Here is a 21,684-nt window from a genome sequence, read left to right as displayed (position 1 = left end):
AAGCAGAGCGATGATCAAGACCTATCGTGCCTCGGCGGGCATCATGCTGGCGCCCGCCGTGACATTGATCGGCGTTTTCATCCTGCTGCCGATGCTGCTCACCATCTGGCTGTCATTCCAGGACTGGTCGACGCAAACACCTTTTTCCAGTGCGAGCTTCATCGGCTTCGACAATTTTCGCGAAATATTCGGACCGACCTCGGTCGGACGGGATTTCAAGCGAGCACTGCTCAACACCGCGATCTACACGGCATTGTCGGTGATGCTCATCCTGCCCCTTTCGGTAGCGTTCGGCTTGATGGTCTACCAGCGCGATGTCGCAGGCGGCACGGCGCTGCGGACCGTGTTGTTTTCCACCTACATGGTGCCCATGATCGCCGTGACGCTGGTCTGGTCGAAGCTTTATTCGCCGAGTGAAGGGCCGCTCAACCAGATGCTCGGCCTCGCCGGCATCGGCCCGCAACCCTGGCTGTCCTCGCCAAGATCGGCGTTGATCTCGATCGTTGTGCTCAATGTCTGGCAGCAGATCGGCTATTTCACGGTGCTGGCCGTTGCCGGGCTGACCCAGATCCCGGGCAGTCTTTATGAGGCGGCGACTCTGGACGGCGCCAATCGGCGCGAACAGTTCCGCTTCATCACCTTGCCACTGCTGCGGCGCACGCTTCTCTTCAGCGCCGTCATCGCCATCATCAACGCCGTGCAGGTATTCGAGCCGGTGGCGCTGATCACCCAAGGCGGGCCGGTCGGCTCGACCAACGTGCTGACCTATCACATCCGCCGTGTCGGCATTGAGCGCGCGCAAGGCGGATTGGGCTCGGCCATGGCAGTGATGCTGATGCTGGCGCTGATCGTCGTTGTGTGCGCGCTGTTTGCATTTGCCAACCGGAAGGATGACCAATGAGCGCGCGGGGTCCCTCAGGATCGAGCCTGTGGGCGCGCAAACGCCTGGCGGGCCGCAGAGCGCTGCTCGCCACGCTGATGCTGCTGGTTGCCGTGGCCTCCGCCTTCCCGCTCTTGTGGATGGTACTCTCCAGCCTGAAGACGCCGGCCGAAACCATGCAGGTGCCGCCGGTGTGGATACCGCGCACGCCGAGCCTCGAAGCCTATGAGAAAGTCTCCGGCGTCATCAATGTCGGCCGCGCGATGTGGAATTCGCTGGTGATCGCCTCGATCACCACCGCAGGCATTCTGGTCACCAGCATGATGGCTGGCTACGCCTTCGCCAAGCACCACTTTCCCGGTCGCTCGCTGCTGTTTTCCGTGCTGATCGCCACCATGTTTCTGCCGCCGATCGTCACGCTGATCCCGTTGTACCGGCTCGTCGGATCGATCGGCCTGAATGCCAGCCTTGCCGGCATCATCGTGCCCAACCTCGCCAATGCCTTCGGCATCTTTCTGATGCGCCAGTTCATCGCCGGCGTGCCGGACGATTTGATCGACGCGGCACGGGTGGATGGGGCGTCGGAACTTGTGATCCTGTTCAAGATCGTCGCGCCGAGCGTGGCGCCCGCGATCGCAGCATTGGCGCTGTTTGCCTTCGTCTATCATTGGAACAGCTATCTCTGGCCCCTGACGGTTCTACAGGGTAATGCACACGACTATCCGATCGTCATCAGCCTCAGCCGCCTGCTCAGCTACAACAGAGGCGCCCTCAATACTGGACTGGTGATGGCCGGCGCCACACTTGCCGTGCTGCCTCCATTGGTGCTGTTCGTTTTCCTGCAGCGCTTCTTCGTGGATTCGATCGTCGGTTCGGCGATCAAGGGATAGCGTCGGCGGCACTGCCGGCATCCGCCCGGCTGTCATTGGGACGCGCTGGTGCGCATAACGGAGCTACGCTGATAGCCGCGTTCTGAAGCTATCTGTTTATCGGCGAATCCGACGCGAATTCCCCCGCTGCCTACGTGTATCCAGCGCAGCCCCCCTCAAGGGGTTCTGTGATGATATTGGTTATGCTTCTATATATGTAACTGTGCTCATCACCCAAGGAGCGGGATATCATGGCACCTACCAACGAGACCATCGAACTGTCGGGATTTGGCGCTCTCACCGGAACGCCGAAGCAGGTTGGTGACCAACTTGATCGGCTAAGCGCGGAGCAGGTCATAGCACTTACGTTCGAGCACGGGAGCGAACCTGCTGTGCGCAGCCTCGCGGCCACGCTCGTCAGCATTGCGCCTCTGGTTCGTACGATCCTGATTAATCATCAACGCGAAGCCATAAGCTCAATAATCGAGGCCCTGGTCCCTCACGTACCGCCCCCGCAGCATATGCTTATAGAAGCGCGGATGACGGCCGAGGCGAGAGGGGCAGTGTTGGAAAGCGGTGATTGGCTGAGCGCTCCCCAAATCGCGTCAATGGCAGGGTTCAGCACAAGCAACCCAAGTGCGCAGCCAAACAAGTGGAAAAAAGAAGGGCGGATCTTCGCAGTTCGGCATCGGGGCGTAGACTATTTTCCTGGCTATGCTCTGGACTCTACCGCTGGATACCGGCCTGTCAAAACACTCGCTAAGGTTCTGAGTGTATTGCACAGGAAAAAGGATGACTGGGGGCTCGCCTATTGGTTTGCATCGGTCAATAGCTTCCTTGGAGGCAAACGTCCGCAAGATGTGCTCGCCTCGGACCCCGAGCGTGTTCTTGCAGCCGCCGAGGATGAGCTGGTAGGCGCACCCCATGGCTAAATCAAAGATAGGACGGGAACCGACGACTCCAGTTCCATCGAACGATTTGCAGAACATCATTACTCGAACGATCTGGCCAGTGGACCAGGTCATCCATCGCATCCATTTGAATCTGTATGCCGGCGCGCAGTTCAATCCCGGGTTCAAAGGCAATGCCCGCTTCAGCCCGATCAAGAATGCAAATGGGGCAAGTATCCCAACTCTGTACGGTGGCACGACCTTTCACTGTGCGGCGATGGAAACTGTCGTTCATGATGTGCCATTCGCAGCAGGCCTGAAGACATACGACAAGGTGAAACTGGCGGGTCAAGTCTATTCGCAAGTGTCACCACGGCACGATTTGGTGCTGGCTGATTTGAGCGTCACGGCGCTTAGAAAACTCGGCATCAAACGCAACCAGATCATAGACACCGAGAAGGCCCTCTATCCCGCAACACGCCTATGGGCCGAAGCTATTCACGCCCAGTGATGGCCGGCGCAGTGCCTGTCGGTGCTCTTCGTTTTCCGAAGCGCTTCTTCGTGGATTCGATCGTAGGCTCGACTATCTAAGAGCATCGTCAGGGCGGACCTGCGGTTTTCCACTATTATGATCGGCTCGTGCCCCAATTTTTCTACCAACCTCGCCGCGACTCAAGTATTAGGTTTTGCTTATGGAGCGTCGGCACGCCATCCGGAGGATCAAGGACGGGCTTTGGGAGGTCTATGACATAGACAATGAAGAGGTTGTCTTCGTGGACAGCGTAGCTCTGACCAATTTGCGGGACGAAGACGCACTCGATGCATTGGAGTTGCTAATGGGTGGATTTCTTGTTCCGAGCAGGCTTCCAAGGCTCGGTTGATGATTTCTCCGGGAACCGTGTTCGCGCGCACTTCGCGCGAAGCGACCCCAGGCTCATCATTGTGGGTTCCATCAGAACCGCAGGGCACGAGCTTACAGCGCCGGGTGCCCTGCGACGAGACGTTGGGGTGGCACCAAGCAGGCGGGAAGGGTGATCGCAACTACGCACCGATCTACGCGGCAAATCTTGGCTCCGGAACTCCCGTTACACCCAGGCCGGTGACGGCAAAAAGGCTGCCGCGTAAAACTCCGTCGCCCGGAAAGCGCGGCAGCGGCGGCTTGGCCATCGACGTGACGTACAGGGTGTCGAGCTTCGGCCCGCCGAACATGACGCTGGTGATCTTCTTGACGGGCATGTCGATGATGCGATCAGCACTGCCATCGGGCGCGTAACGCACCAGCCTGCCGTCATAGACCAGCGCGTTCCAGAGGAATCCTTCCGCATCGACAGTTGAGCCATCGGCCGCCCCTCCCCGGCTGGTATCGACGCGCGTGAAAGTGCGCCGGTTGGTGGCGGCACCGGTTTCGATATCATAGTCGTAGGCCCAGATCTCGCCGGTCCAGGTGTCGGCGAAATAGAAAGTGTGGTCGTCGGGGCTCCAGCACGGGCCGTTCGAGCAGATGATGCCGGAATCTATTCTGGTGACGGAGAAATCGGGATCGAGCCGGTAGAGCCCCCCGGACGGCCCCTCTTCCATGGTATCCATCGAGCCGGCGAAGAAGCGGCCGCGCCGGTCGACCTTGCCGTCATTGAGTCTGTTCATCGGCCTGTCCGGCTCCGGATCATGGATCGGCGTCACCTCGCCGGTGGCGAAATCGAGCAGATGGAAACCGCGCTGCAGCGACACCACCGCGCCACCGCCGTCCTTGCGCAATGCCATCGAACCGATCTTCATCGGCACGTCCCAGCAACGGATCTCGCGGCCGTCGGCGGTCGCTCGAAACACGCGCCCATCGAAACTGTCGATCCAGTATAGGCGCTCCTGCTCGACGTCCCACAGTGGTCCCTCGCCCAGCGTGGTCTTCACGTCCACTACGACTTCGATCTTCATGCGGTCCTCCTCTGTTTCGGCGCTCTCGGCAACGAGTCAGAACGCGACCTTGTCGCCGCCTTTCAATGACAGGATTTCGCGAGCCTCGTCGGTCGTCGCCACTTCCATGCCGAGGCCTTCGATGATCTTGCGGGCGAGCACCACCTGCTCGGCGTTCGATTTGGCAAGCTTGCCCTTGCCGGCCCACAGACTGTCTTCGAGCCCGACGCGGATATTGCCGCCAAGCGCTGCCGATTGCGCGGCAATGCGCAACTGGCTGGCGCCCGCGCCCAGCACCGACCAGCGGTACTGCTCGCCGAACAGACGATCGGCGGTGCGCTTCATATGGGCGACGTCTTCGGGGTGCGTACCGATGCCGCCGAGCAGGCCGAACACGGACTGCACGAAGAACGGTGGTTTCACCAGCCCGCGATCGGCGAAATGGGAGAGGTTATAGAGATGGGCAATGTCGTAGCACTCGAACTCGAAGCGCGTGCCGTTGTCGTAACAGGTCTCCAGTATGTACTCGATATCCTTGAACGAGTTGCGGAAGACCAGGTCACGCGTCGCTTCCAGGTGCGGCCTTTCCCAGTCGAACTTGAATGTCTCGTATTTGTCTACGAGGTGATAGAGCCCGAAATTGATCGAGCCCATGTTGAGCGAGGCGACTTCCGGCTTGAACTGCGCGGCGGCGCGCACACGTTCCTCGACCTTCATGTAGGGACTGCCGCCGGTGGTGATGTTGATGGCGGCATTGGTGCCTTGCTTGACGCGCGGCAGGAAACGCGCGAACGCCTCCGGCGTCTGGTCCGGCTTGCCGGTCTCAGGGTCGCGGGCATGCAGATGCAGGATCGCCGCACCGGCCTCGGCCGCCGCGATCGCCTCCGAGGCGATCTGGTCCGGCGTGATCGGCAGATAGGGCGACATGGTCGGCGTATGGATTGCGCCCGTCACCGCACAGGTGATGATGACCTTGCCCTTGGTCTGCTGGGAGCCGGGCTTGCGGCTTGTTTCCGTCATCGTCCAAACTCCTGATCCGATTTTTTCTTGTGCGCAGCCAGCGCCATCAGTCGGCGGTCGCGCCAGACCTGCCGCTCGCCAAGTTCTTCCCGCGGCAGCCGGTTGCGGCGCTCGGCCTCGACCGTCTCCATGACCTCGCCGGCCCAGTCGACCCGACGCAGCATCTGCGGGAAGATGTTGGAATAGATCGTCTGGTAGCGCTCTACATAGTCGCGCACGCCACCAGGCGCGTTGAGGTCGATCGTTTCGAACGGACCCATGAACGACCAGCGCAGCGCCAGCCCCTCGCGCAGGCCCGTGTCGACGTCCTCGACGCTGGCATAGCCGTCGGCGACGAGCCGGAACGCCTCCTCCAACAGCGCACCCTGCAAGCGGTTCATGATGAAGCCGTCGAGTTCGCGCTTCATCACCAGCGGCGCATGGCCCGCCTCGACAAGAAAGGCGCGGGTCCTTTCCACCGTTTCGGCGGATGTCCATGGCGCCGGCACGACTTCCGCTGCTGGGATGAGATAGGGCGGATTGATCGGGTGCACGACGAGGCAGCGATGGCGCCCCTGAAGATGATCGCTGAATTTCGACGGCAACAGCGCCGAGGTGGAACTGGCGAGCACCGCCTGCGGACCGGCAAGGGCGTCGATCCGGGAGAACACTTCCCGCTTCACCTCGAGGTTTTCCGGCGTGTTCTCCTGGACGTGGACGGCATCGGCCAAGGCCACGCCAAGCTCCGCCACGATGGTGATGCGGCCAAGCACGGCATCGACCGCCTGTCCCCGCAGCAAATCGTTGGCGGCAAGGTCGCCGACCACGCCGGCAATATAGTCGCGCGCACCGCTGGCCGCGGCCGGCGCCTGGTCCCACATGCGCACATCATGGCCTGCACGAGCGAAGCTGATGGCCCACGCTCGCCCGATGAAGCCGCTTCCGACAATTGCTACCTTCGCCATGATCTCCCCCTCAGAGTGTCTCGACGTTGCCGTCGACGCCAAGCGACTGGCCGGAAATGTTGATGCCCGCATCGGAAAGCAGGAAGGCCACCATTGCCGCGACGTCATATGGGCTGGTCATGCGTCGCAGCGAGATGTTCTGCAGATAGCGTTGTGTCATCTCCTCGTTTGAAACGCCGAGCTGCTTTGCCCGGTCGGCAATGACCTTGTCGATGCGCGGCCCTTTGATGATGCCGGGCAAGATGGCGTTGACCCTGATCCCATGCGGTCCGAGTTCCTTTGCAAGACTCTGGGTCAGGCCGACAACGCCGAACTTGGCGGCCGAGTACGGCGTTCGGAACGCGTAGCCATGGCGGCCGGCGGCCGAAGACATCGAGACGATCGAGCCGCCGCCCGCCGCCTTGATCAGCGGCACGGCACGCCGCGCGCACAGGAACTGGCCGGTCAGGCAGATATCTATGCAACGCCGCCAGTCTGCCGGATCGATCTCATCGACGCCGCCGGTCGGCCCGGCAATGCCGGCATTGTTGATCAGGGCGTCGAGCCCGCCGAGCTTCTCCTTGATAGTCTCGAACAGCCGGTCGACATCGTCGTCGCGCGAAACGTCGGCCTTGACCGCAGCGGCAAGGGCAATCCTTTTCGGAGCGGACGCCAATGCCTCGTCCGAAATATCGCAGATCACGATACGCGCGCCGAGCCGCGACAGCGTCTCTGCAATGGCAAAGCCGATGCCGCCGGCGCCCGCCGTGACCAGCACGCGCTGGCCTTTGAGCCCGGTCAGGAATTCGTCCGCCGATGCCGGTGCGCTTGAGCTCATTGTTCCATCCCTTTCACTGAATCCGCCTTTCACGCAGCGCCATGACGGCACCGAGCACCACCAGCCCGAACAGGATCGCCCGCGTCGCATAAGGAAGCGTCGTGCCGGCGAGCAGCATCTGCAACGCGGTCAGGAGCAGCACCCCGCCCAGCATGCCGAGATAATGGCCGCGCCCGCCGGTGATCAGCGCACCGCCGACCACGACGACGGCGATGGAGGGCAGCAGATAATCGTCGCCCATGCCGAGGCTGGCCTGGCCGGAAAAGCCGGTCAGCATGATGCCGACCAGCGCCGCGCAGACTGCCGACAGCACATAGACGAGGATGAGCGTGCGACCGACCGCTATGCCGGAGAGCTGGGCTGCGCGCAGGCTGTTGCCGATGCCGTAGACGCGGCGGCCGAAAGCGGTGCGGCCAAGCAGCAGCACGGCAAAGACGACGAAGGCGATCATGAACAGCACCACCGGCGTGATGGCGAATACCTTGCCGGTCATGAACCAGCGCAACATCGGCGAGGAGAAGCCGGCCGGCGTACCTTGCGAGTAAAGCAACGCGACGCCTTGCAGAATGCCGTTAGTGGCCAGCGTCATCACGATCGGCGAGATGCCGAGAAAGACGATACCGATGCCGTTGGCGAGACCGATCAGGCAAGCGATGAGCAGCACCGCCGGCAGCGCATAGGCGAGTGCAGCGTCGGATCCGTTGACCATACCGGCAAGCAGGATGCCCGACAGGCCGATCGTCCACGGCACTGACAGGTCAAGTCCGCCGGTAAGAATCACGCTGCCTTGCCCAAGCGCCAGGATGGCAAGGAAGCTCGACAGCACGAACAGCGAATTCCAGTAACCAAAATTGACGATGGCGCGTCCGAGCCAGATCTGCGTGACGATCACGACAATGGCAAGACAGACATAGGCCGGCAGCGCGTAACGCAACGTCTCGGCGTTACGGACATGGAAGGCCGGCTGCGGCGCCTGCTGCTCGCCGGCGCTGCCCCGCGCAATTCTCAGTCGCCGGTCGGTGCGATCGATCTGCGAGGGCAGCATTCCGGCCCGCCACGCGGCCAGCCGAGCCCGCAGCGCACGCAGTTGGCGGGCAAGCACGGAATCATGCGACAGCGAGCCGGCAAGCACGGCAAGGATCAGGATCGTGCCTTCGGCGATCGTCGAATAGTAGGCCGAGACGTTGAGCACGAGCAGGATATTGACGACCATCATCAGGATGTAGGCGCCGAAGACAGTGCCGACGGGCCCACCTTGACCGCCGCCCAGCCTTGTACCGCCGACGACGACCGCCGCGAACATCGACAGCAACAACGGGTTGCCGACCAGCGGATCGCCGCTGCCGGTCTGGGCGCTGATGAAAACGCCGGCAAGCCCATAGCAGCCGCCGGCAATGACATAGACCAGGAAGCGTACGAGAACGACCCGCACGCCGACCGAGGCGGCTGCGTCCGGATCGCTGCCGACGGCATAAAGCGCCGTCCCGAAGCGTGTGCCTTTGAGCCAGAACCAGCCGAGCAGGACCACGCCGATGACCACCAGCGGCATCGGTAGCCAGCCGCCGATAGCATCACCGAGATAGAAGGCGCCAAGATCGGGCGAGACGAAGCCGCCGGGCTTGTCCATGACCAGCAGCGTTACCCCCTGCAGGATGAACATGGTCGACAGCGTGACGACGATCGGCTGCATGCGCAGGACGGCAATGAAGAAGCCGTTGAAGGCGCCGACCAGCATTCCGACCCCAATTCCGGCCAAAGTCCACAGCGCAACACTGGTGCCGGTCGCCATCGGATCCATGCCGTTTGCCAGGACGACATTGACCAGCGAGATCACCGCGCCGGCGGACAGGTCGAAACCGCCGGACAGGATGACGAGGGTCTGGCCGATCGCCGCCAATGCGGAAGTGGCGCCGCCGCTCGACAGGAACGAAATGTCGAAATAGGTGAGCCGCCCGGCACTGACCAGATCGACGATCAGCAGGAGCAGGGCAAAGACGATCGCGGCGATGATGGCGCCGTGATGCCGCGCGAGGAGCCGTGTCGCGGTCGGTGCCGCGGCGGCCGAGCTCGTCACACTCATTCCGCCGCCTCCCGGACCACGTCCCGGTGGCCAAGCGCCGGCCGCATGATCGCGCCTTCGGTGATCTCGTCGCCGGCAAGCTCAGCCACCAGATGGCCGTCATAAAGCACGAGCACCCGGTCGCATTGATGGACCAGCTCGGGAATCTCGGTTGAATGCAGAAGGATCGAGCCGCCGGCCGCCACATAGTCGCGCATCATCACGTAGAGCTCGTGCTTGGTCCCCACGTCAATGCCCCGGGTCGGATCGAAAAGCAGCAGGATCCGGCTTTCGGCGACGAGCCATTTGGCAATGGCTATCTTTTGCTGGTTGCCGCCCGAGAAGGCCCCTGCCCTCGTCCACAAAGCACTGCGGTCGACCTCCACGGTCGAGAAGGCGGACTGTACGGCCTTTGCCTCCTCGTCTGGTCTAATCAGGCCATAACGGGTGAAGCGCGCGACGACCGGCAGCAATGCATTCTGCCGGCCCGAGAGTTTCAGGAACAGGCCTTCGGTTTTGCGGTCCTCCGGCACCAGCCCGATTGCCATATTGGGCTTGAGCGCATCCGCGGGCGAGCCGAGCCACACTTGGCGCCCGTCGACCAGGATGTGGCCGCGCTCGATCTCGGTCATGCCGAAGCAGGCGAGGAACAGGTCGAGCTGACCCATGCCCTGCAATCCGGCAATGCCGAGGATCTCGCCCTTGCGCAGGTCGAAATCGATGCCGTCGAGCTTCCTCCCGGCTTTGAGATCGCGCACGCCGAGCACCGGCGGACCAAAGGCGGCCTCGCTTTCTGGTTTCGGCGGGAAGGTCTGGGCGATGCTGCGGCCGATGATTTTTTCAATCACCTCACCATCCGAAACGTCGGCAACCGGCGCGGTGACGATGTGGTGGCCGTTCCTGAGAATGGTCAGCGTGTCGCAGAAAGCCCGCACCTCGCGCATGCGATGGGTGATGAACACGACCGTGGTACCGGCCGCTTTCAACCGCGCGATGATCGCGGCAAGCCACTCGACATCGCCACCCGACAGCGTCGAGGTCGGCTCGTCGAGCAGTAGGATGCGCGGCTTGCGATAGAGCGCGCGCGCGATTTCGATCTTCTGGCGGATGGCGAGATCGAGAGTCGCTACCTCGGCATCGAGATCGACCGTAAACCCCAGATCGGAGATGTGCTTGCGGACTGCCCTACGCGCGCTCAACCGCCTTATCAGGCCGATCGGGCCAACGGGCGCGTAAGGCAGCAACATGTTATCGAGAACGCTTAGATCGCGTACCAGGGTCATTTCCTGGAAAGCTGTCTGCACGCCTTTGGCGTGCGCGGCCCGCGGCGAACCGAGTGGCGCCCGTTCGCCTGACAGGGTGATTTGCCCGTCGTCGGGCCGCACCAGCCCCGACAGCAGCTTGACGAGCGTGGACTTGCCCGCACCGTTCTCGCCAAGCAAGGCATGCACGCTGCCGGAAGCGATCTCGAAGGAAACGCCATCGAGGGCGACTGTTGCGCCAAACGCCTTGCGGACACCTTCTATGCCGACAGCTGTCGAATGCGCTGACATCATGATCCCAGTCCCGGCAGGCATGAAAGGTGCGTGGAGCGCCTCGCAAGCACTCCACGCCCACTTTCGGAGTGCCTACTCCTCGGGCTCGCCTACAAGGGCGGCTGCGAGACCGATTTCAGGTGTCTGATCGGAGAAGATCGAGGCGAACCAGCCTGGGTTCGAGACCAGCGACGGTTTGAACGCGTTGCAACCCGCCTTCATCTCCGCCCAGGTGCCCTCGTCGCAAAGCTTTATCGTCTCGTTGGTGACGACCGGCAGCGGCAGGATCGTCTTCTTGGCAACGTCCTTGCCTTCAAGTGCTTCGACGGCAAGCTTGAGAGCGAGCGCCCCGGAATAAGGCGGCGAGGCGTAGGAAATGCGCGACGCGCCGAGCGGCGCATAGGGAGAGGTCGCGCCCTCGACCTCCGTGCCCTCCGGCAGCATCTGGATACGCCCGCCATTCGAACCCTCGCCTGCGCAAGGCAGGAGTTCGCTGCTCTTCTTGCCGGCCTCGAGCTGCATGGAATTGGCGGTGAAGCAGCCGACCTGCATCCATAACCCGTTGATGTCGTCCCAGCTGCGCGTCGCCAATATCTTGGAAAGTTCGGTACGCGCCACCGCCTGGCTCCACATGCCGACAGCCTCGCCGACGATCTTGATGTCGGGGTGCTTGGCAAACACCTCCTTCGCGGCCTTGGTGCGCAGATCATCGACCGAGGTGCCAGGAACGCCGGTCACCGCGATGATGTTGCCCCTGCCATTGAGCTTCTTGACCAGCCACTCCGCCGTTACGCGGCCAGCCTCCTCCTGGTCGATATGGACATTGTAGGCGCAAGGCTCCGTGATCTCGGCATCATAGGCAAACACCTTCACGCCCTTTTCGCAGGCGTTCTTCACCACCTGGTTGAGGGCTGTCGGCGAAATCGGGAAGATCACGATGGCTTCGGCGCCGGCCTGGACCATGGCATTGATCTGCTGGATCTGGCGCTGTGCGTTCGGCCCCGCAACCTGGACCTGAAGGTCTACCTTGTCGACCATGCTCTTGTGCGAGGCCATTGCCTTGACCATGTTGGCGGCCTCGGCCTGCCAATCATTGCCGATGAAGCTCATGCTGAGAAATATCTTGTGCTTTCCGGCCGCTTCGGCGCCGGACATCCCAAAAGCGCAAACAGCCATGCCGGCAAGCAGCGCAAGCCGCCGGGCATTCGATCCGATACCCATTCGAAACTCCTCCCAGTTCACACGACCGAATGCCTCCCAAGGGCACGAGACGTACGCCTTGTCATTCGATGCGGCTGACCTTATCATGATTTGATCAAAGATCAATGATGAAATGCCTGAGAGGCAAAGCTGGACACGCAGGCGCTTGACGCGGCAATTCGAACCTTGCATTCCGGGCACAGGCGCCGGGTATGACAAGGAGCGTCGCCCGAATGGGGGAAGGTTGGCAGAAATGGCTGGGGCGGCATTCAGGAAGCCGGGCGTCGAAATCACGCCGCTGTCCAGGGAAACCCTGCAGGACAGGGTTTACCGGCACGTTACCGAGTTGATCCTGGATGGCAGCATCGTTCCCGGTGAGATGGTGACGGTGCAGAGCCTCGCTGACGCTTTCGGCGTCAGCCCGATGCCTGTTAGGGAGGCACTGCGGCGTCTGAGCGCCGCCAACGCCCTGATGGTGGTTTCGGGCCGTTCGATCGGTATCCCGGCATTAAGTCGTGCGCGACTCATCGATCTCAGAAACGTCAGGTTTGAAATCGAGGCGATCGCCGCCGCATGGGCCGCAGAACGCATTGACGATCGCGGCGTGATGCTGCTGGGCCAGCATCTGGAGGCACTCGAGCAGGCCAATGCCGCCGGCGACGTAAAATCCTATCTCAGGGCCAATTACGCTTTTCACTTTTCCATCTACCGGGCCGCGGGCTCGGAAAACATGCTCAGCATCATCGAGAACCTGTGGCTGCAGATCAGCCCCTATTTCAACATGCTGCACGATTCTGGAAACTATTCGACCGCCAACCAGCACCATCAGCAGATGTTTGCAGCTCTGCGAGACCGCAATGCGGAAGCGGTTCGGGCGGCGGTTCGCGCCGACATCGACGCGGCTTTCGCAGTGCTGATCAAACTGCTGAAGTAACATTCCTCGAAGTCGCGCCGGTAGCGGCGGCGAGCCGCCGCTAGGCACGAATATGTCCATTTGCACGTAGCGCCCGCCCGTCCGGTCATCATCACCAAGAACGGTCGCCCCCTGTGGAGCGGCTGACCCGGACTATTGACGATTGCCACCGCTATCCGGGCCAGCGCTCCCAAGATCAGCTCAGTCGTAGACCTTGATGATCTTGCGCGTGCTCGGATCCACCAGAACGGTCCGGTTGTCGACGATCACATAACGGTATTTGACGTTCGGCACTTCATGAAGCTCGACTGTATCGGGCAGAGGCGAGCCGATGTTGAGCTCCACCCCAGGAATTTTCACCGAAGCGAGCGGCTGCTTCTTGACGTATTCCTTGATGACGGTTTCCTGCTGCGGTTCGATGATCACGTCCTGGGCGGCAGCGGCACCAATGCCGGCCAACAACAGAAATCCCGCCGCTGCGGTGGAAAGATGCATTCTCATAGCCGTCTCCTTGTTGAGATTTTGCGGGGACGCAGCTTCATCGCGCCAAGCTCACCTCAACGCGAGCCAACCAACGAACGTTCCTCGAAGGGGCTTAAACCACTAGACCGTAGGACTTAAGTCTGGCCTGGCCGCGCAATGGTCCGGTGCGCAGGACGCGGCGGGAACCAGCCCTCGCCATTGCCTGTTGGTAGCGCCATCTTCGAGAGGAGATTTGGCGCATAAAAAGTCCCTTCATGCGCTGACGGGGTCCGCCGGCCATTGCTGGATTTGGCAAGCGGACCCTTAGGTCCCAAGAGGCCCCGAATCATCTCTGAGCCTAGCAGCGAAACGTTTCGCCGCGAAGAAACGCGAAAAACCGCCACCTGTAGGGAACTACCCCGGAAGCATTGCAGCGACGATTCCGTAGCGAACCAGAACTGCGGCCAACGCGACCCATATCCCCGATCCGCCAACAACGCCATTTCACTGCGAAGCTGCTCCATCGCGTGGTTCCAAGTGGTTTCAGCCCTCAGCCGCTGCTCCCGGAGGCGAGCGGCTGAAGTCTCGTGCCGTGCGCTCGTCGTCGATCAGCGCCCGTGTCTGACATACGCTCTGTCGTGTCTTTGCTTCTCGATGGCCAAGCGGCGCTCTCCTATGCGAGGCCCGATCTGGGCGAATAGTGCTACTGATCGAACCATCGTCGCAGGCGGGTTTTCCACCCAAGACAACGAAAAGCCCGCCGAGCGAAGCCGACGGGCCAAGTGCGACCGGCAGCTGGCACAATTTGCTGTCTGGCCGGAGTACAAAGTACCAACACGCGAAAAGGCCGAAAATTCCGCAGATGCTAAATATAGCTCGGAATTCCCGGTGGGAGACCGAACCGTGGAACCTTTCAAAAGCGCATGGCTTTTGCTTCTTGTGGAAGGAGATGCGAAATGAGCCTTGACATAGGAAAGGTCGCCATAGCGTTGCTCGGCCTGCTTGCCTACAAGAACAGGGACAAGATCGGCGAGTTGATCGCTGGCAGGAAATCGACCGATCCCAACGCTAGCGGTGGCTCCCCCGGCGGCCTCGGCGACATCCTGGACCGCCTCAGGAATGCAGGTGCGGGCGACGAAGTTGATTCGTGGGTAAGCAAGGGATCAAACCGGCCCGTTCAGCGCGAACAGGTTGAGAAGGCAATCGACCCGCAAACATTGGACGATCTTGCCGAGCAAACAGGATTGTCCCACGACGAGCTTATCGACCGGCTCACTAGAGAACTCCCCGACGCAGTGGACAAGCTTACGCCCGAGGGTCAGTTGCCAGCGAGCAAAGGTCCAAATCTCCTGGACGAGGTCCCAAGGACTGGTCGTACTTAGCGCCACCTCGCCACCGACAGCTAGGTCATCCCGGGTCGCTTTTCGATCGCAACCACGCGGTGCGGAAATTGTTGCGAATTTGGTCCTTAAATGGCGGCCCCTTAGCAATAAGGAGAAAGTGGTCATCCGACCAGCCAGTCGCTGGATACCACCCCTTACCGGGCGGAAAAGGGCACCGCGACGAAATGACAAACCCGCCGAGCGCGAGGCGCGGCGGGCGGTCACGCGTCGCACCAAGCTGGGCGGGGGCTTGGGGTACCCTGGTGCGAGCAAACGATAGTAGTCTACCACCGCCGATGGAGAAGTCGGTCGCCCACGTGCGATGACCGCCTTTGTCGATTATCAACGACGCGGCTCATCCATCCGCCTTTTTGGAGGGGTTTTGGTAATCTTTCCACCAATGACGTACATTGATCCGACCTGACCACCGGCACGCGAAGCTCCCGCTCGCGGACGCGCAGCTCGCTAGGTTTCTTCACCTTCAGCGTGCCCCCAGGCAGCCTGATGCGTTTATCACTAGCGCTCGTCCAGCCCGGTTTATGCCCGTGCCACTTGGTCTTTCTTCCGCCAGTCCGAGAAAGACAAGGCGTTCTGCCAATGCTTTGGATAGCGCCGGGCGTTACGAGGTTCGCCGATTCGTTCAGGCCTCTACTACTTCTACTACTATTGTCGGCGCGCCGGGCCTAGCATGGCCGATGATGCGAGCCGAAGGATTACCGTCCGATCCTCTCGACGAGCGCCGCTGCGCTGTCGGTCTCGCAAGCAACCAGCAACCCGCCCGAAGTCTGTGGGTCCGTGAGAAGGTGGCGTCGCCACTCGGGCATGCCGGGAGGTAGGCTTACCGCGTCGCCATAACTCGCCCAGTTGCGCCACGATGCGCCGGTGACGTGGCCGTCGACCGCGAGCGAGGCGGCTTCGGAAAACAGCGGCACGTCGCGGCTGCAAATTATCAGCGTGCACCTTGCTGAACGTTCGCCCTGACTAGCTCCGAACTTGATAGCCGAGGCGGTGCCTTGACTTCCGAAATTGCTTCACCAACTATAGCTTTATGGACGTCACCGTCAAAATCCGTTGCGATTTTCTTTTCCGGGTTTGTCCCATCGCGGGATCATAACCCCCGGCTCGGCTGCTATGCGCCCCGAGCCGAGGGGCAACACTCCTAAGTCAACATGTGATCCGTAGGGTGCACCGCCTCTGGGCTTTGGTGCATCGACGAAGATTTTCCCGAATTGGCCAGTTCCCGCCACCTTTGATGACGGCTGGCCCAACTAGAATATGAGTATCCAAATGCAGAACAACACGAAAACCGGGCGTAAGCCGAACATCCGCATCTCGCAGTCGGATCATGCGCGTCTATCGGCGCTTGCGAGCACTGTGGCTGTACGAAATCCGAAGGCTTCCGATGAACTGCTCGCCGAACTCGAGCGGGCGCGTATCCTCGCCGATGGTTCGGTCTCCGCTGACACCGTCCAGATGGGTTCGTCGGTGACGTTCAAGCCCGATACGGGCGACGCGAAAACAGTCACGCTGGTTTTTCCTGGCGATGCGGATATCTCCGCAGGCAAGGTTTCAATCCTCACGCCGATCGGCACGGCCCTGATCGGTCTCTCGGCCGGGCAGTCGATCATGTGGACTGCGCGCGATGGGCGCCGGCACGAACTGTCGGTGCTTGCGGTGAGCCAGCCCGCTCCGGAAGGCGATATAGCTGATCGGCGCGTGCCAGCGTCTTCGACAATTGCGGCGGGCGTCTAGACATGGGCGTTTCCATCCGTCTCCTCAATCACGCGGGCAGCCTCATCGCGGGAGTGTGACCCCTGCGCCGGCCTATCCTGGCCCGGCACAGGGGTAGCTTTCCACACCCGATCAATTGCTTGACGCCGGATCCCTGCAGAGGGCCGGCCGGAGACGCGCCATGTCCACTATCGATAGCTGCCAACTGACCACCAAGGACTACACGATACTTGAAGTGATGCAGGAGCGCCGCCCTGCCCGCGGCGATGCCTTCTCGACTATACTTCAACGGAAGATTTCGAGCGCGGTTGTAATGTTTCGGGAAGACATCCCGGCCACCGTCGTGACACTCAGTACCCGCGTGGCTTATCGGGTGAACGACGGCCCTGCCGAAACCCGCATCGTCGCCCATGACGAGATGCGCGGTCTGGTCGGCATGCTTTTGCCGATCACCAATCCGCGCGGCCTTGCGCTGCTTGGTCTGGCCGAAGGTCAGCGAGAGACTGAAGCTGGCGGGGGGTGCTGCACCGGGTTCGTGGCGAACGGACGGACCGGTTCTGCGCATCGTCCATCGTTCCGATGAGGCGCAAGACAACGCGGCAAAGCAAGTCATGGCGGCTTTCGACCCCGGGTTCGACGACCCGGGCCCGTCAGCCGCCTGAAAGCTCGACTATCCCGAAGGCTGTGAAGGCGGATAAACAAGCATTCCGTTAGCCCTTGCCTGTACCAAGCTAGTCTAGGCCAACAAACTAGGATCTGATTATGGATGATTACGACAACCAGAAAGGCGCCAAGCCGGAAGATGTGCGAGCCGCGTTGAGAGGCTGGGCATTCTTCGGCGTTCTAATGACCGGAATCTTTGGCCTGGCCTACGCTTTGATCGAAATGTAAATGACCGACGAAGCCGACCAGCTTGTCATTGCAGTCTTTGCGATCCTTCCAGTAACGCGAACCGTGGCTTCGTGCCTGGAGGGACGATCATTGCACAACCTGCTTCAATCCGCGTAGCGCCTCCTGCACGTCGGCTCGCGCCTCGCTTGCTTCTGGATAGACTGCATAGGCCGGATAGGTGAATTCCGGCGCGCCTTCCACGACCTCGAGCTGCCCCGCCTCGATGTGGGGCGCTGCGGCGCCCCTGCGGAAATAACCCATTCCGCCGGCGCGCAGGATGTAGCTCAGCCCAAGCGGGCCAAGGCCGACCATTAATCCCGGCTCGCCGAAGGCAGAGGAACTGGCACCATGCTGGGCCGCAAACAGCGGCCCCCAATCGACATAGACATAGTCCTTGGAGCCGACAGGTTCCCCGTCTTTGTCCGTGGTCCGAACCAGGACGAGCTGCTCCTCGACGAGAAGAACTACCCTGAAACCCGGCAGCAGCTTCGGCGCATAGAGCACCGCAATGTCCAGAACGCCAGTCCTGAGCTGTTCGAGGAGCTGGTCCGGCACGCCGACTTGGGCTTGGATGGCGATCTCCGGCCTGGCCTTCTTCATCCAGACCAGCCAGTCGAGCAGCAGCGGGTTCCATAGACTGAGCTCTCCGCCCAAGGCAACGACGCTTGTCCGTCCCGATGGGATGGCGAGCTGGTGCCGTGCCCGTTCCCAGATTTGCACGAATGACTGGGCAAACCGCTCGAACTCCCGGCCCGCCGACGTCAGCTGCGCGCCATTACGGTTGCGGATAAAGAGCTGACGTCCGAGCTCTTCCTCCAGCGTGCGTATCCGCGCGCTGACAGTTGTCTGAGTGACGTGGAGTCGGTCGGCAGCTCTCAGAAAGCTGCCGGAATGGACGATTTCTAAAAACGTGCGTGCGCGGTCGATGTCCATCACAGGTTCCAGTTCAGTGCAATAATCTTGCACTAATACAGCATTTAATTCCGTTTGCCTTCCTGTTTTACGCAGCGCAACGTCCAGATCGGCGGGGTTTCCGCTGCAAGGATATGGAGCGTGCGATGTCTGATCAGGAGGATGTTTACCCGGAGAGGAGAGAATACGCCTCTCCGCCATGCCTTATGCATGAGCTTGTCCTCGGGTACGGCAGCGAGTCGGTCGTCCAGGACGCATGGCCCGATGTCTGTCGATGGCGCAAGGCGGAGCGCAAGCGCCTGATCGACGAGCGTCTTGCCGTCGACGCCGAGGAACGCGTTGCGAGGTCTTTACGCATCGCTTCCGCTCTCGACCTGGCTGTCGGCCGGGTGAGCGGCCGGATCGTCAGCGGCTACTGGCCCTTTCGAGGCGAGCCGGACCTTCGCAACTGGGCGATACGGGTGATCGAGCGCGGCGGGCGGATCGCGTTGCCGGTCGTTATCAAAAAGGGCTGGCCGCTGGAGTTTCGCATCTGGGGACCGGGAGACCCGCTGGAACGCGGCGTCTGGAATATTCTTATCCCCTCTCATGGACCTGCCGTCCAACCGGATGTGGTCATCGCGCCCGTTGTCGGTTTCGACCAGGCAAACTATCGCCTGGGCTATGGCGGCGGCTTTTTTGACCGGACCCTGGCCGCCGCGCCGAAGCGGCCTTTCGTCGTAGGCGTCGGTTACACCGGCAGCAGGGTCCAGACGATCTATCCGCAGCCGCACGACATTCCGATGGATGTGATCGTCACCGATGAATGAGTAAGTGCAGGCAAGGCCTGATCCCCTTGTGGCGGCCGATTGCAGATGCCGTCCATCGTTGAGTCGGCTTGCCTGCCAACAGTGAAGAGCAGGAAGCACATCGTGTCTGATCCAGCCACAGCCTTGGACGATCGCAAGCCCCGGTTTGTCATCAGGTGGCTGTTCTCCACCAACCACAAGGATATCGGGACGCTTTACCTGCTGTTCTCGATCATGGCCGGGGCTTTCGGTACAGCGCTTTCCGTATTGATCCGCATGGAGTTGCAGGAGCCGGGCCTGCAGATATTTGGCGATCCGGGGGTCTACAACCTCGTCGTCAGTGCCCACGGACTGGTCATGATCTTTTTCGTCCTAATGCCGGCACTGATTGGTGGCTTCGGCAACTGGATGGTGCCGATCATGATTGGCGCCCCCGACATGGCTTTTCCCCGCTTGAACAACATCTCGTTCTGGCTGCTGGTGATGTCATTTATCCTCTTCATCACCTCGATGTTCGTTCCGGGAGCGCCCGGCACGCTTGGCCATGGCGGCGGCTGGACGCTCTACCCGCCCTTGTCGACTGATGGCCAGCCAGGCCCCGCGGTCGACCTCGTGATTCTGTCAATCCACCTGTCGGGTGCCTCTTCGATCCTTGGCGCTATCAACTTCATCACCACCATCTTCAATATGCGCGCGCCTGGCATGACGATGCACAAGATGCCTCTGTTCGCCTGGTCGATGCTGGTTACTGCCTTCATGCTTCTGATGTCGCTGCCGGTACTCGCCGGCGCCATCACCATGCTTTTGACCGATCGCAATTTCGGGACGACCTTCTTCGCGCCCGCCGGCGGCGGTGATCCGATCCTCTACCAGCATCTGTTCTGGTTCTTTGGCCATCCCGAAGTCTACATCATGATTCTACCCGGCTTCGGCATCATCAGCCATGTCATCTCGACCTTCGCCAGGAAGCCGATCTTCGGCTATCTCGGCATGGCCTATGCGATGGTGGCGATCGCCGCGATCGGCTTCGTCGTGTGGGCGCATCATATGTATACGACCGGCCTGTCGGTGGACACCCAGCGTTACTTCGCCTTCGCCTCGATGGTCATCGCCGTTCCAACCGGCGTGAAGGTGTTTTCCTGGCTAGCGACTATGTGGGGAGGATCGATAGACTTCAAGACACCGATGCAGTGGGCTCTCGGTTTCGTCCTGCTGTTCACCATCGGCGGCGTAACCGGCATCATGGTTGCAAATCCTGGTATCGACCGCGTGTATCACGACACCTATTTTGTGGTCGCCCACTTTCATTATGTGCTGTCTTTGGGCGCGGTCTTCGCCATCTTCGCCGGCTTCTATTACTGGTTCCCGAAGATGACCGGCTATATGTACAACGAAACGATGGGCAAGCTGCATTTCTGGGTGATGTTCATTGGCGTCAACCTGGTCTTTTTCCCGCAGCATTTTCTCGGCATGGCCGGCATGCCGCGGCGCTATGCCGACTATCCCGACGCTTTCGCCGGCTGGAATTTCGTGTCGTCCATCGGGTCCTACATTTCAACGGCCGGACTTGTCCTCTTCTTTGTCACGGTTGCGGAGGCCTTCACCCGCAAACGTCAAGCTGTCGCCAATCCATGGGGCGAAGGGGCGACCACGCTCGAATGGCAGCTGCAGTCGCCGCCGCCCTTCCATCAATGGGAACGCCTGCCGCGCATTGTCTAAAAATTCAGCTCCGGTTCCGAACCGGCGCCTGCTTCGACATTCTGTCGGGCGAACGTCATGACCGAGACCACAGATCCAAACAACCAGATCCTGATCGTGGCGATCATCGCGTTTTATTGGGCATTGCTAAGCAGTTGGGGCCAACTTCTGCCGCGCTCGGGCGACGACAAGGCCAAGCGGGAAGATGCGCCCGCAGAGCAACGAACCGGCAGGATCGAAAACACTTCCTCCGCAGGCACGCCCTTAGATGTGATGCGAGAGATCGACCCGAATTTCGACCTTGCCGCGTTTCTGGCCGGTGCCAAGACGGCCTATGAACTTATCCTGCGGGCTTATGCGGACGGCGAGATCCAAACGTTGAAGCGCCTTGTCGGGCCGGAAGTGCTCGATACCTTCGAGCGAGCGATCGCCGAACGTCGGCTTCGAGAGGAGATGCTTCAGTTGACGTTCATCGGCACGAGCGAAGCAAAGGTCATCGACGCTATCGACGAGAATGGTACCGCTGAGATTGTCGTTCGCTTCGTTTCCGACGTGGTCAGCGTTACACGCTCGGCCAACGATGTGATCGTCGCTGGCGATCCCCAGCAGGTCATTGAGGTGATCGATACGTGGACGTTCGCCTGTGAAACCCCGTCAACGACGCGCAATTGGATGTTGATCGCCACGGAAGGCGAGTAACGAGTATGTGCTCTTCCGATAAGCCTGCCTGGCAGCCGAGTCACAATTGACGGGCGGTCAACCCGGCAGCCTGCACGGATTTG

Annotated in this window: 20 protein-coding genes and 1 pseudogene; 12 read left to right on the top strand and 9 right to left on the bottom strand. The window is 61.0% G+C overall.

The window, feature by feature from the left end:
- The first annotated feature begins 10 nt into the window (after positions 1–10).
- The 4 genes from NKI79_RS23055 (at position 11) to NKI79_RS23040 (ending at position 3,150) form a co-directional block, all read left to right on the top strand.
- Positions 11–901, top strand: coding sequence for a carbohydrate ABC transporter permease (locus NKI79_RS23055; protein ID WP_352804746.1), 891 nt, complete (start codon positions 11–13; stop codon positions 899–901).
- Positions 898–1,770 (top strand): carbohydrate ABC transporter permease, encoded by an 873-nt coding sequence (locus NKI79_RS23050; RefSeq protein WP_352804745.1) that lies wholly within the window; start codon positions 898–900, stop codon positions 1,768–1,770. Before NKI79_RS23055 ends, NKI79_RS23050 begins: the two co-directional genes overlap by 4 nt.
- A 230-nt stretch (positions 1,771–2,000) precedes the next feature.
- The gene (locus tag NKI79_RS23045; RefSeq protein WP_352804743.1) at positions 2,001–2,681 is read left to right on the top strand and encodes a hypothetical protein; all 681 of its coding nucleotides are present in this window, start codon (positions 2,001–2,003) and stop codon (positions 2,679–2,681) included.
- The gene (locus NKI79_RS23040; RefSeq protein ID WP_352804741.1) at positions 2,674–3,150 is read left to right on the top strand and encodes an RES family NAD+ phosphorylase; all 477 of its coding nucleotides are present in this window, start codon (positions 2,674–2,676) and stop codon (positions 3,148–3,150) included. The genes NKI79_RS23045 and NKI79_RS23040 overlap by 8 nt, the downstream gene beginning before the upstream one ends.
- Before the next feature lie 542 nt (positions 3,151–3,692).
- Here NKI79_RS23040 and NKI79_RS23035 read toward each other — a convergent pair.
- From NKI79_RS23035 to NKI79_RS23005, 7 genes are all read right to left on the bottom strand, one after another.
- Positions 3,693–4,571 (bottom strand): SMP-30/gluconolactonase/LRE family protein, encoded by an 879-nt coding sequence (locus tag NKI79_RS23035; protein WP_352804738.1) that lies wholly within the window; start codon positions 4,569–4,571, stop codon positions 3,693–3,695.
- Positions 4,572–4,607: 36 nt separating this feature from the next.
- Positions 4,608–5,570, bottom strand: coding sequence for a 3,5-dioxohexanoate:acetyl-CoA acetone transferase (kce, locus tag NKI79_RS23030; RefSeq protein ID WP_352804736.1), 963 nt, complete (start codon positions 5,568–5,570; stop codon positions 4,608–4,610).
- Positions 5,567–6,514: a 3-hydroxyacyl-CoA dehydrogenase gene (locus tag NKI79_RS23025; protein ID WP_352804734.1), complete on the bottom strand. Its 948-nt coding sequence runs from the start codon at positions 6,512–6,514 to the stop codon at positions 5,567–5,569. Before NKI79_RS23025 ends, kce begins: the two co-directional genes overlap by 4 nt.
- Before the next feature lie 10 nt (positions 6,515–6,524).
- Positions 6,525–7,331, bottom strand: a complete 807-nt coding sequence (locus NKI79_RS23020) for an SDR family oxidoreductase (protein ID WP_352804731.1) — start codon at positions 7,329–7,331, stop codon at positions 6,525–6,527.
- 13 nt (positions 7,332–7,344) lie between these two features.
- Entirely contained in the window at positions 7,345–9,411 is a 2,067-nt protein-coding gene (locus NKI79_RS23015) for an ABC transporter permease (protein ID WP_502909850.1), read from the bottom strand.
- Positions 9,408–10,946 carry a sugar ABC transporter ATP-binding protein gene (locus tag NKI79_RS23010; protein ID WP_502909849.1) on the bottom strand — a complete coding sequence of 513 codons (1,539 nt, stop codon included), beginning with the start codon at positions 10,944–10,946 and terminating at the stop codon, positions 9,408–9,410. Before NKI79_RS23010 ends, NKI79_RS23015 begins: the two co-directional genes overlap by 4 nt.
- Before the next feature lie 72 nt (positions 10,947–11,018).
- Complete coding sequence (locus tag NKI79_RS23005) at positions 11,019–12,146, bottom strand: sugar ABC transporter substrate-binding protein (protein ID WP_352804729.1); 1,128 nt, start codon at positions 12,144–12,146, stop codon at positions 11,019–11,021.
- Between the two features lie 232 nt (positions 12,147–12,378).
- Between NKI79_RS23005 and NKI79_RS23000 the strand changes: the two genes are divergently transcribed.
- Positions 12,379–13,059 carry a GntR family transcriptional regulator gene (locus NKI79_RS23000; protein WP_352804727.1) on the top strand — a complete coding sequence of 227 codons (681 nt, stop codon included), beginning with the start codon at positions 12,379–12,381 and terminating at the stop codon, positions 13,057–13,059.
- 180 nt (positions 13,060–13,239) lie between these two features.
- Here the strand turns inward: NKI79_RS23000 and NKI79_RS22995 are convergent, their stop codons facing one another.
- Complete coding sequence (locus tag NKI79_RS22995) at positions 13,240–13,539, bottom strand: DUF1236 domain-containing protein (protein ID WP_352480134.1); 300 nt, start codon at positions 13,537–13,539, stop codon at positions 13,240–13,242.
- Positions 13,540–14,456: 917 nt separating this feature from the next.
- Here NKI79_RS22995 and NKI79_RS22990 point away from each other — a divergent pair.
- The 4 genes from NKI79_RS22990 (at position 14,457) to NKI79_RS22975 (ending at position 17,504) form a co-directional block, all read left to right on the top strand.
- The gene (locus NKI79_RS22990) at positions 14,457–14,882 is read left to right on the top strand and encodes a YidB family protein (protein WP_352804725.1); all 426 of its coding nucleotides are present in this window, start codon (positions 14,457–14,459) and stop codon (positions 14,880–14,882) included.
- A gap of 1,287 nt (positions 14,883–16,169) precedes the next feature.
- Positions 16,170–16,634: a nucleoside diphosphate kinase regulator gene (rnk, locus tag NKI79_RS22985; protein WP_352480137.1), complete on the top strand. Its 465-nt coding sequence runs from the start codon at positions 16,170–16,172 to the stop codon at positions 16,632–16,634.
- Positions 16,635–16,794: 160 nt separating this feature from the next.
- A complete protein-coding gene (locus NKI79_RS22980) occupies positions 16,795–17,196 on the top strand; it encodes a GreA/GreB family elongation factor (RefSeq protein ID WP_352804722.1) in 402 nt (133 codons plus the stop codon).
- A 179-nt stretch (positions 17,197–17,375) separates the two neighbouring features.
- Positions 17,376–17,504, top strand: coding sequence for a hypothetical protein (locus NKI79_RS22975; protein WP_352480139.1), 129 nt, complete (start codon positions 17,376–17,378; stop codon positions 17,502–17,504).
- 87 nt (positions 17,505–17,591) lie between these two features.
- On the opposite strand, the gene NKI79_RS22970 is transcribed toward NKI79_RS22975, so the two are convergent.
- The gene (locus NKI79_RS22970; protein WP_352804720.1) at positions 17,592–18,437 is read right to left on the bottom strand and encodes a LysR family transcriptional regulator; all 846 of its coding nucleotides are present in this window, start codon (positions 18,435–18,437) and stop codon (positions 17,592–17,594) included.
- Positions 18,438–18,550: 113 nt separating this feature from the next.
- Here NKI79_RS22970 and NKI79_RS22965 point away from each other — a divergent pair, with 113 nt between their 5' ends.
- The 3 genes and pseudogenes from NKI79_RS22965 (at position 18,551) to NKI79_RS22955 (ending at position 21,601) form a co-directional block, all read left to right on the top strand.
- Entirely contained in the window at positions 18,551–19,225 is a 675-nt protein-coding gene (locus tag NKI79_RS22965) for a 5-formyltetrahydrofolate cyclo-ligase (RefSeq protein WP_352804718.1), read from the top strand.
- Between the two features lie 135 nt (positions 19,226–19,360).
- Positions 19,361–20,923 (top strand): annotated as a pseudogene (gene ctaD, locus NKI79_RS22960) (cytochrome c oxidase subunit I); the annotation flags it as partial.
- A gap of 96 nt (positions 20,924–21,019) precedes the next feature.
- Entirely contained in the window at positions 21,020–21,601 is a 582-nt protein-coding gene (locus NKI79_RS22955; protein WP_352804713.1) for a Tim44/TimA family putative adaptor protein, read from the top strand.
- Positions 21,602–21,684 lie beyond the last annotated feature (83 nt).

Origin of the sequence: Mesorhizobium sp. M0340, from assembly GCF_040321535.1 — a bacterium.
Classification (GTDB): Bacteria; Pseudomonadota; Alphaproteobacteria; order Rhizobiales; family Rhizobiaceae; genus Mesorhizobium.
This window is presented reverse-complemented; position numbering and strand designations above follow the sequence as displayed.

What these genes read in the sequence shown, in the direction of transcription:
- NKI79_RS23055 (WP_352804746.1), top strand. Translation starts at nt 11, where the DNA reads ATGATCAAGACCTATCGTGCCTCGGCGGGCATCATGCTGGCGCCCGCC.
- NKI79_RS23050 (WP_352804745.1), top strand. Translation starts at nt 898, where the DNA reads ATGAGCGCGCGGGGTCCCTCAGGATCGAGCCTGTGGGCGCGCAAACGC.
- NKI79_RS23045 (WP_352804743.1), top strand. Translation starts at nt 2,001, where the DNA reads ATGGCACCTACCAACGAGACCATCGAACTGTCGGGATTTGGCGCTCTC.
- NKI79_RS23040 (WP_352804741.1), top strand. Translation starts at nt 2,674, where the DNA reads ATGGCTAAATCAAAGATAGGACGGGAACCGACGACTCCAGTTCCATCG.
- NKI79_RS23035 (WP_352804738.1), bottom strand. Translation starts at nt 4,571, where the DNA reads ATGAAGATCGAAGTCGTAGTGGACGTGAAGACCACGCTGGGCGAGGGA.
- kce (WP_352804736.1), bottom strand. Translation starts at nt 5,570, where the DNA reads ATGACGGAAACAAGCCGCAAGCCCGGCTCCCAGCAGACCAAGGGCAAG.
- NKI79_RS23025 (WP_352804734.1), bottom strand. Translation starts at nt 6,514, where the DNA reads ATGGCGAAGGTAGCAATTGTCGGAAGCGGCTTCATCGGGCGAGCGTGG.
- NKI79_RS23020 (WP_352804731.1), bottom strand. Translation starts at nt 7,331, where the DNA reads ATGAGCTCAAGCGCACCGGCATCGGCGGACGAATTCCTGACCGGGCTC.
- NKI79_RS23015 (WP_502909850.1), bottom strand. Translation starts at nt 9,411, where the DNA reads ATGAGTGTGACGAGCTCGGCCGCCGCGGCACCGACCGCGACACGGCTC.
- NKI79_RS23010 (WP_502909849.1), bottom strand. Translation starts at nt 10,946, where the DNA reads ATGATGTCAGCGCATTCGACAGCTGTCGGCATAGAAGGTGTCCGCAAG.
- NKI79_RS23005 (WP_352804729.1), bottom strand. Translation starts at nt 12,146, where the DNA reads ATGGGTATCGGATCGAATGCCCGGCGGCTTGCGCTGCTTGCCGGCATG.
- NKI79_RS23000 (WP_352804727.1), top strand. Translation starts at nt 12,379, where the DNA reads ATGGCTGGGGCGGCATTCAGGAAGCCGGGCGTCGAAATCACGCCGCTG.
- NKI79_RS22995 (WP_352480134.1), bottom strand. Translation starts at nt 13,539, where the DNA reads ATGAGAATGCATCTTTCCACCGCAGCGGCGGGATTTCTGTTGTTGGCC.
- NKI79_RS22990 (WP_352804725.1), top strand. Translation starts at nt 14,457, where the DNA reads ATGAGCCTTGACATAGGAAAGGTCGCCATAGCGTTGCTCGGCCTGCTT.
- rnk (WP_352480137.1), top strand. Translation starts at nt 16,170, where the DNA reads ATGCAGAACAACACGAAAACCGGGCGTAAGCCGAACATCCGCATCTCG.
- NKI79_RS22980 (WP_352804722.1), top strand. Translation starts at nt 16,795, where the DNA reads ATGTCCACTATCGATAGCTGCCAACTGACCACCAAGGACTACACGATA.
- NKI79_RS22975 (WP_352480139.1), top strand. Translation starts at nt 17,376, where the DNA reads ATGGATGATTACGACAACCAGAAAGGCGCCAAGCCGGAAGATGTGCGA.
- NKI79_RS22970 (WP_352804720.1), bottom strand. Translation starts at nt 18,437, where the DNA reads ATGGACATCGACCGCGCACGCACGTTTTTAGAAATCGTCCATTCCGGC.
- NKI79_RS22965 (WP_352804718.1), top strand. Translation starts at nt 18,551, where the DNA reads ATGGAGCGTGCGATGTCTGATCAGGAGGATGTTTACCCGGAGAGGAGA.